Source organism: Gemmatimonadales bacterium (genome assembly GCA_030697825.1).
In the GTDB taxonomy this organism is placed as follows: domain Bacteria; phylum Gemmatimonadota; class Gemmatimonadetes; order Gemmatimonadales; family JACORV01; genus JACORV01.
In genome coordinates this window covers 1-8,659 of the sequence record JAUYOW010000219.1, presented here as the reverse complement: position 1 = coordinate 8,659, position 8,659 = coordinate 1, and the positions used below count along the sequence as shown (strand labels likewise).

Genomic DNA, 8,659 nt, shown 5'->3' with positions numbered 1-8,659 from the left:
GACACGATCGCCTGGTTCGAATCGGGGCCGGCTTTCGAGGTGCGAGACCCGAGCCGCGTCCGCGTCGTCGGCCGCTACCCCGCCCTGCCGGCCGACGTCCTGCTGTCGGGATGGATCCTGGGCCCAGCGCAGATCGCGGGGAAGGCGGCCCTCGTCGAAGTGCGACGCGGCCGTGGGAAGGTGATCCTCTTCGGCTTCCGGCCCCAGTATCGCGGCCAGAGCCAGGCGACCTTCCCGCTATTCTTCAACGCTCTGCGCACCTCCGCGCGCTAGAGCGAACCTACCGCACGGCGGAACTCGTCGAGCGCGGGAAGCTCGAGTCGATAGCGAACCCTGGGAGGCTCGTCCTGGGCGGTGACGAAGCCCGCGTCCCGCAACACGCGCAGATGCTGGGAGACCGTGGACTGGGAGAGCGGTAGCTGCGAGACGATCTCACCGCAGGTAGGTGCGCCGCGCCGGGACTTCAGGTACCGCACGATGGCCACGCGGGCGGGGTGGCCGAGGGCCTTGCACATCCTCGCCACGCGCAGCCCGGGATCGAAGCCGAGGGTAGCCATATCGTATAACTACGATGAACGCAGCGGCCGCGCCAGAGCGACGCTGCCAGCCTAGACCGGGGCGGTAGCTCGCTCGGACTCCCACACCGTGATGTAGCCCGTCAGCGCCGAGGCGGCGACCGTGTACGGCGAGGCCAGATAGAGCTGGCCCGGCCCGGAGCGGCCCGGGAAGTTGCGGTTGATCGCCGAGATGGTGACGTCGGTCTTCTGGCGCGAGACCCCCGGTCCGGCGTTGATGCAGGCTCCGCACGACGGCTCGATGAACGTCGCGCCCACCTCGCGGAACACCTGGTCGTAACCCCGCTCCTGGCAGTACCGGAAGACGTCCTGCGAGCCGCACTGGATGTAGCACTGTATCCAGGGCGCCACCCTCACTCCCCGCTCCACCGCTTCCCGAAAGACCCGCGCGTACATGTCCATGTCCTCGCGTTTGCCGGCGGTGCAGGAGCCGGCGTACGCGATGTCGATCTTCACCGGCCCGCCAAGTTCCTCGACGTATAGGCCGTTGCCCGGGTCGCCGGGGAGCGCGACCATCGGCTTGAGCGTCGACGCGTCGAGGTCGATCTCCTTGACGTACTCGGCGCCGGGGTCCGAGACGAGGCCCTCGCACAGGCGCTCGGCCTCGGCGCGGTCCAAGCCGCGCGCCTCGACCAGATAGTCCACCGTCTTGCCGTCCGGCGCGATGATGCCGGTGAACGCGCCCACCTCCGCGGCCATGTTGGTCATGGTGGCGCGCTCGTCCACGCTCAGCGCCTCTACGGCGTCGCCCGCGTACTCGACGATCTGGCCGATGGCGTCCCCGATCTTCACGTACGGGTGCCGAAGGATCTGGAGCATGAAGTCCTTCGCGGTCACGTTGTCCGGCTTCCGCCCCCGGACCGTGACCCGGAACGACTTCGGCACCTGCACCCTCACGTCCTTGGTGATCCAACTGTTGAATACCGCCGTCGTGCCGACGCCGAACGCTATGCACCCCACCGCGCCCGCGTGCGGCGTGTGGGAGTCGCTACCGATGATTATCTGGCCCGGGAGCGCGTGCGCCTCGAGGATCTTCGAGTGACATATCGCCTCGGAGCCCGTGGCGGCGAGCGCTCCCATGACGTTGAGCCGTTTCTCGAGCTGGCCGTAAAGCTTCACGCCCTTCGCCGTGGCGAACTCGCGCTGCTTCTTCTCGAGCTGGGCCGCGACGTCGAGCAGACCCATCTCGACATGCTCGGGGCGCATCGCCTGGTCCAGAAACGTCAGGTGGTCGCGGAAGAAGAAGATCGAGGACGGGTCGTTGAGCGGCTCGTCCTCGCCGACGAACTGCTCGAAGAAGATCGCCGCCATGGGGGTCACGTACTCGTGGCTGAACCGGATGTCGGTGACCACGAACCCCTCGTCGCCCGGCCTCACCGCGGGCACCCCGATCTTCCCCGCCGCCGCGTCCACCACCCAGTGCCGCGCGAAGATCTTCTCGCCGATCGTCATCGGGCGGCGCGGCGTCGCGATCGGCGGGACGCGCACCATTCCCTGAAGGCGCGCCACGTTGTAGTTGAACAGCCCTCCGTACTCGATGATGCCGCGGGTGATCTCACCCTCGCCCTGCATGAACACCGAAAGCGGGATCGGCTCGCCGCTCTTCAGCCGCTCGAGCACCGAGAAATCGGTGCTGGTGAGGACGCCGAGGTTCTGGCAGTTCTCGTGGTAGATGCGCTCGATGCTCTCGCCCACGACCAGCTGGACGCCGGCGCACATCTCGGCGTACGGCGACTGCTCGCGGGAGCTGCCCTTGCCGCGCCGTTTCCCCGCCACCGACGCCACGAAACCGCCGCGCTTCACGCTGCCACGCGTGATCGGGAACTGGTCACCGGCCTTGAGGCCGAGGTACGGGAACTCGCCGAGGGTCTCGTCGAAGTAGTAGCAGATGTAGGCCGGCGTGATCTCGTCGGTGGAGATGTTATCGCGCAGCCGCATGGCCGGCGTCCACTCCAGGTCCTCTCCGGCTAGCTGACGGGTCACGAGGTCCGCATCATCGCACAGGAAGAGGATCCGCCCCGACAGGTGGACCTGATCCGGCCGCCGCGCCACTGGCCGCTCTAGAAGCGATGCAGGCATGCGCCCAAGATGCCCGGGCGCGCGCGGACCGGCAAGGATTGCGGCGCCGCAGCCAAGCGGGTAAGCTGCGCGGCCCATGACCGCTCGTTCGCAGCTCGTCGCCATCCTCACCTGGTGCGCCGCCTCCGCCGCGGCCCAGGAGAGGCCGCAGATAGTGCTCCTCGACACCGCGGTCCTGGTCGCACCTCGCCTCAGCGAAAGCTCCGGCGTCACCGCCAGCCTTCGCCGCCGGGGCGTGTACTGGACCATCAACGATTCGGGCAACGAACCGATCCTCTTCGCCACGGACTCGGCCGGCCGGGATCTGGGCTACGTGCGCGTCACTGCCGCGCAGAACGTTGACTGGGAGGACTTGACCCTCGCGCCGTGCGTCGTCACCTCCCGCGCCTGTCTTTACGTGGCCGACATCGGGGACAACGCCGGCGCCCGGCCCTACGTGGTCGTCTACCGCGTCCCGGAACCCGACCCACCGGACGGCCCCGGCGATACGCTCCGCTCCGTTGGCCCACTGGACTCCATCGTGTTGCGCTATCCCGACCGTCCCCACGACGCCGAGGCGCTCGTTGTCGCCCACGGACGGATCCTGATGATCGTGACGAAGGACCGCACCGGCCCGCCAAGCGTTTTTCAGACCCGGCTCCCGACCCGCAACGGTGCGGCGCTGCTCGAGTTCGCCGGCACGCTCCCGATCAGCGTCAACCTCGTGCGCGGACGGCTCGTAACCGGAGCGGCGCTCTCCCCGAGCGGAGACGTGCTCGCGGTGCGCACTTACGTCAGCATGCACTTCTTCCGGCGCAGGGCCGGCGCCTTCGATGTGCCCCTCACCCCGCCTGATGGCATACCGATCCCGGTCGTCGAGTCGCAGGGAGAAGGGGTGGCGTTCGACGGGCCCGATCTTCTGGTGCTCACCTCGGAACGCGGAACCGCTGGTCGGGCTCTGCTGACGCGGCTCCGGGTGCTCGGCCTCGGGCAGTAGACAGGAGATGGTTTTCTTCGGGCGGCTGCGCCGAGCCGTTCTGGTGGCCGGCGCCGTGACCGTCGCCGGCTTGGCAACCTCCTCACCGGTGAGCGAGCCGCTCGCGCCGCCACACCGCGCCATCACCGTGGGCTCAGGCAGCCTGCGGCTACGGGCGGTCAGGGCGGGCGCCGGGCCGGTCGTCGTTCTGCTGCACGGATTCGGCGAGTCGCTGCTCGCGTGGGAAGGCGTCTTCGACCGCCTGTCGCGGGAAGCCGACGTGGTTGCGCTCGACCTGCCCGGCTTCGGCTCGTCGTCCAAGCCGCGCACCGGATACTCGACAGACTCCCTGGCGTCAGCAGTCCTCCGCGCGATGGACACCCTCGACATCCGGCGCGCGGTGCTCGTTGGCCACTCGATGGGAGGCGCCGTGGCAGCAGCCGTCACAGTGGCCGCTCCCGACCGCGTCCGCGGTCTCGCGATGATCGATCCGGCGGTCGTGAGCGCACCGTGGCTGAGAGGAGCCGGCGCCACGAGCGAGAGGAACCGCGACCTGGTGCGCCGCGGCATTGCCGGATACGAGGCATTCCGGATGAGGTTCGCGGGCGCTCATGATCCGGCCTGGCTGGCAGAGTCGGACAGCGCCATGGCGTACAATCCAGCGACCGATGCCGATTACGTCACTGCGCTCCAAGCTGTGTTGCGGGAATTCGATTTCTTCTATATCAGCCCGGACCGAGCGAGACGGCTGCAGCTGCCAATTATCATCCTGTGGGGCGAATACGATCTCACCGTGTCGGTAGAACTCGGCCGGGCACTAGCCAACGCCCTGCCAACATCGGAATTCCACGTCGTAGCCCGCAGCTGGCACCGCCCGCATGTCGAGCGACCCGCCGAAGTGGCAGCCCTGATCGCTGGATTCCTCAGGCGGCTTCCAGACCTCCAGTCGCCTGGCGACCACTAGCCTAAACCACGGCAACTGCGTAAGTTTGCGCGCCAACTGACCCCTTTCGGCATCGAGGAGGCGGCTCCCTGACTCACCCCCTGCCGACATCCCACCAGGTTCCTGTTTCCTGGCTACTCGCGAACGCTTGCCCGGCAATCCGGTATCGCACGGCGACGGAAATCTTCCCGGGCACGCTCGGCGCCGCCCAGCTGGACGGCCTGCGAGCCGAGATGGATCAGTATCCCGGCGTGCGCCAGGTCGGAAAGAAGCAGAAGTCCGACGGCGCTTGGGGCGGCAACCTTCTCGGGATCTCGCCGAACAAGGCCGCAGGCATCAAGGACGTCGGGACGATCCACCAGTACCGCAGGCTGGTCGAGCTCGGTTCCACTCAAGACAGCCGCGCGGGCAGGCTGGGGAGTCGGCTGCTCTTCAGGTTGCTTTCGCGTGACGACGACCCGAGCCTGCTTTTCGAGTACCGAAAGTACGGTGCGGCCGAACCCGGAGCTGAGCCGTGGATCCGGGAAGTCGTTCGCGAGGCGGCAGCAACGGCATTGGCGCACGCCGGGTTGGGTGAGGATCCGCGGGTCCGAGGCGCGGCCCACCGGATCGCGAACGCACTGTCGCAGTTCCTGAGGAGCGAGCTCGCCAACGACCCGTTCGCCAAGAGCGGGCGCCTCTGGGTTCTTCATCCTGGCGCGCACCCGCCGACGATCTTTTCCGTGGCGCTCATGGCCTACCTGCCGGCCGTGCAGCGCGAGCGTGCAGGCCTCGTCGAGCGCCTGAGTGCCTACCTGCAAAGCGCCGCGACGAAGAAGACCTTCACGGTAGTCTGCGGTAAAAAGGCGCTCAAGCCCAACTTCCTGCTCCTTGGGGATCCGCTGCACGTACGCGCATCCGGCCAGGCCGCTGACCTGCCGTTCGCGCTGTACTGGCTGGAACTGTTGGCCCGGCTCGGCGTGATGCACCACTCACCAGGCGCCGCGAAGCTCTGGGGCCGGCTGCTTCGGGAGTGCGACGGCGAAGGTGTTTGGCGCCCCAGGAACCTGCGCACCATGCCCAAGCGCAAGGCTCCGTGGTCCTACCACGCGTTCCCGCTCGAAGTGGATACCAAACGGGCCGAGGCGCGACTTGCGGACGTTACTTTCCGGATGGCGTTGATCGCGCGGATCGCCGGCTGGGAGCTTACCGCACGCTAGCATGGTCTGTGGTTGACTTTTGTGGTAGTAGTTATAACTACTACTATCATGCTCCTTGAGCCCTTCGGCTTCACGCCCACCGAAACCAAAGTCTACGTTACCCTCCTAACGGCAGGGCCGGCCACCGGTTACGGCGTAGCTCGAGCCGCCGGACTGGCCAGAGCTAACACATACCAAGCCTTGGACGGGCTGGTTCGACGAGGGGCGGCTCGGCGCACCGCGACGAAGCCGGCGCGCTTCATCGCGGTACCGGCCTCAACCCTGATCGTCGAGCTCGAACGGGCAAGTCGCCGGAGCCTGATGGAGCTGGAGGCGCAGCTCAAGCAGCTGGCACTCAGTGGCGCCGTTGAGGATCGGCCCGACCCCGAGGCCATCACCGATGTCTCATCGCTGCTCATCCGCGCCGGGCACTGCATCACGGCTGCCAAGGAAGATGTGCTGGTGGTGCTGGGACCCTGGGCCTCGACGCTTTACCCGGCGCTCGAACGCCTCGCCGCTCGACACGTGACCTTGCGTGCCCTGGCGCTCGGAGCGCCGGCGCCGCGGGGCGCCGCGCTACGTTCGGTCCCCGAACAGGAACTGATCGCCTACTGGGGTGGGCGACCGCTGCTGGTCGTTGCCGATCATGCTGCCTCGGTGTGCGGGACCATCGGCGCAGACGGCTCCGCCCTTGGGTTGGCGACGAGATCGGCGGGGGTCGTACCCTTCCTTCGGCATCTGCTGCGCCGCGAACTAGCCTCCGCCTCTGGCCCGGCGTAGGATTCCTCCTGCCGACGGATAGGGGGCCGCGTGACGAACGGTGACGACGCACTGGCCGAAACCATCCGGCTGCTTCGGGTCGAGTATCTCGGGGACGCGCCCGAACGGGTCGCCGAGCTGTGGGCCTTTATCGAGCGCACTGAGAACGGCGACAGCGGTGCGCTGGATGAATTGCGCCGGGCGCTACACAAGCTCGCCGGCTCAGGCGGTTCGTACGGCTTTCCCGAACTCAGCTCGAAGAGCCGCGCAGGCGAGCACGAGGCGCAGCGGCTGCTGGAGTCCGGGGCGCCTGTTTCCGCCGCCGAGCAGAAAACCCTGCGCTCGATGGTCCAGGGTGTCGCCGACGAGTTCGCCGACGCGTCGGCTCGAGGGGACCCCGCCCCCGGCTAGATCGACGTTCGCTCCGCTTGCATCGTGCCCGTTCCGTCCGCACATTCGCTCGCCCGCTTGCCGGTCCGCCTCTTTCGGAGTCAGCCATGCGCCCGATCGCAGTTCTGGTGAGCGCGCTCTGCGCGCCGCTCGCCGCCGGAATGCTGCTCGCGCAGCAACCGCTGGACACCGCCTACACGCGACAGATTCGAGCGCTGACCTCCCAACCGCGATTCAACACCGAGCTCACCGACCACCTGCCCGACGATCCGCGGGTGCCGTCGCCACTCGACGTTCTCGGCTACGTCCCCGGCACCATCGGCCGGCTGGGGTACGTTGCCCAGATCAACCGGTACTTCCGGGCGTTGGCGGCGGCCTCGCCGCGGGTGCGGATCTTCGATGCCGGACTGTCGGATGAGCGACGCGAGATGATCACGGTCGCCATCGCCGATTCCGCCACCATCGCGGATCTGGACCGCTACCGCGACATCACGCGGCGTCTGGCGGATCCTCGCGGCCTCACGGAGCCGGACGCCCGCGGCCTGATCGCCCAGGGCAAGCCCGTCTACCACCTCACCGGGTCCATCCATTCGCCCGAGACCGGTTCGCCCGAGATGCTGATGGAGCTGGCCTATCGTCTGGTGGTGGAGGACACTCCGCTCATCCGCGGAATTCGCGAGCGCGTGGTCACGCTCATCACGCCGGTCCAGGAGGTGGACGGTCGCGATCGAATGGTGGACGTCTATAACTACGGACGGCGGCACAGCGGCGTGCGCCCTCCCTTGGTTTACTGGGGCAGGTACACGGCGCACGACAACAACCGCGACGGCATGGTGCTATCGCAGGTCCTCACCCGCAACATGCTCGCGCAATTCTTCTACTGGCACCCGACCGTGCTGCACGACCTTCACGAGTCCTTGCCGTTCCTCTACACGTCCACCGGCACGGGTCCGTACAATCGCGCCATAGACCCCATCCAGATAGGCGAGTGGAACTCGCTCGCGTTCCACGAGATCACCGAACTCACCAAGCGCGGGCTACCGGGCGTCTGGACCCACGATTTCTACGACGGGTGGTCGCCCAACTACATGATGTTCATCGCCCAGATGCGGAACGCGGTCGGGCGCTTCTACGAAACGTACACGTCCTTCGGCGCTGAGTGCGACACGGCCCGCATCGCCGAGCGCCAGCGCTCCATCGAGTGGTTCCGGCCCAACCCGCCGCTGGACGGCGTGCGCTGGTGCATCCGCAACAACATCAACTACCAGCAGTCCGGCGTATTGCTCGCCGAGAGCTACGTCGCGGACAATGCTCAGCGGTTCCTGGAGAACTTCTGGATCAAGTCGCGGCGCGCGGTCGAGCGCGGCCGCTCCGGATCTCCCAACCTTTGGCATGTTCCCGCGGTTCAGCCTCGACGCGTGGAGGCGGCGGAGATGGTGAACCTGTTGCGCCTGCAGGGCGTCGAGGTACACCGCGCCACAAGGGGGTTCACCGCGGGCGGCGTCACGGTCGCCGAGGGTGACTACCTGGTGCGAATGGACCAGCCGTACGGTCCCCTCGCGGGAAACCTGCTGGGCATCCAGACCTACCGCGCCAGTGATCCACCGCCCTACGACGACACGGGGTGGACGTTCGGTCCGCTGCGGAACGTCGCGGTGCATTCCGTGTCCGACACCACGGCGCTGGCACAGCCCATGACGCTCATCGCCGAAGACGTGGTGCCTCGCGGCGCGGTGACGGGTGACGCGGGTCGCGGTGGCGCGGTACTGGTGCCGGCCAC

General features: G+C 67.6%; 9 protein-coding genes. 7 read left to right on the top strand and 2 right to left on the bottom strand.

The window, feature by feature from the left end:
• A partial coding sequence (locus tag Q8Q85_11650; protein MDP3774909.1) for a hypothetical protein occupies window positions 1-273 on the top strand: 273 nt, incomplete at its 5' end.
• On the opposite strand, the gene Q8Q85_11645 is transcribed toward Q8Q85_11650, so the two are convergent.
• On the bottom strand, window positions 270-557 hold the full coding sequence (locus Q8Q85_11645) for a metalloregulator ArsR/SmtB family transcription factor (GenBank protein MDP3774908.1): 288 nt from the start codon (window positions 555-557) through the stop codon (window positions 270-272). The genes Q8Q85_11650 and Q8Q85_11645 overlap by 4 nt on opposite strands.
• A 51-nt stretch (window positions 558-608) precedes the next feature.
• Window positions 609-2,627, bottom strand: coding sequence for an aconitase family protein (locus Q8Q85_11640; GenBank protein ID MDP3774907.1), 2,019 nt, complete (start codon window positions 2,625-2,627; stop codon window positions 609-611).
• Window positions 2,628-2,730: 103 nt separating this feature from the next.
• On the opposite strand from Q8Q85_11640, the gene Q8Q85_11635 reads away from it, so the two are divergent.
• The 6 genes from Q8Q85_11635 to Q8Q85_11610 all read left to right on the top strand — a co-directional run.
• Window positions 2,731-3,630: a hypothetical protein gene (locus Q8Q85_11635; GenBank protein MDP3774906.1), complete on the top strand. Its 900-nt coding sequence runs from the start codon at window positions 2,731-2,733 to the stop codon at window positions 3,628-3,630.
• Between the two features lie 7 nt (window positions 3,631-3,637).
• Window positions 3,638-4,573, top strand: a complete 936-nt coding sequence (locus Q8Q85_11630) for an alpha/beta fold hydrolase (protein MDP3774905.1) — start codon at window positions 3,638-3,640, stop codon at window positions 4,571-4,573.
• 212 nt (window positions 4,574-4,785) lie between these two features.
• Entirely contained in the window at window positions 4,786-5,751 is a 966-nt protein-coding gene (locus Q8Q85_11625) for a hypothetical protein (GenBank protein ID MDP3774904.1), read from the top strand.
• 48 nt (window positions 5,752-5,799) lie between these two features.
• Entirely contained in the window at window positions 5,800-6,510 is a 711-nt protein-coding gene (locus Q8Q85_11620) for a helix-turn-helix domain-containing protein (protein MDP3774903.1), read from the top strand.
• Between the two features lie 30 nt (window positions 6,511-6,540).
• Window positions 6,541-6,900, top strand: coding sequence for an Hpt domain-containing protein (locus tag Q8Q85_11615; GenBank protein MDP3774902.1), 360 nt, complete (start codon window positions 6,541-6,543; stop codon window positions 6,898-6,900).
• 86 nt (window positions 6,901-6,986) lie between these two features.
• On the top strand, window positions 6,987-8,659 hold a 1,673-nt coding region (locus tag Q8Q85_11610; GenBank protein ID MDP3774901.1), incomplete at its 3' end, for a M14 family zinc carboxypeptidase.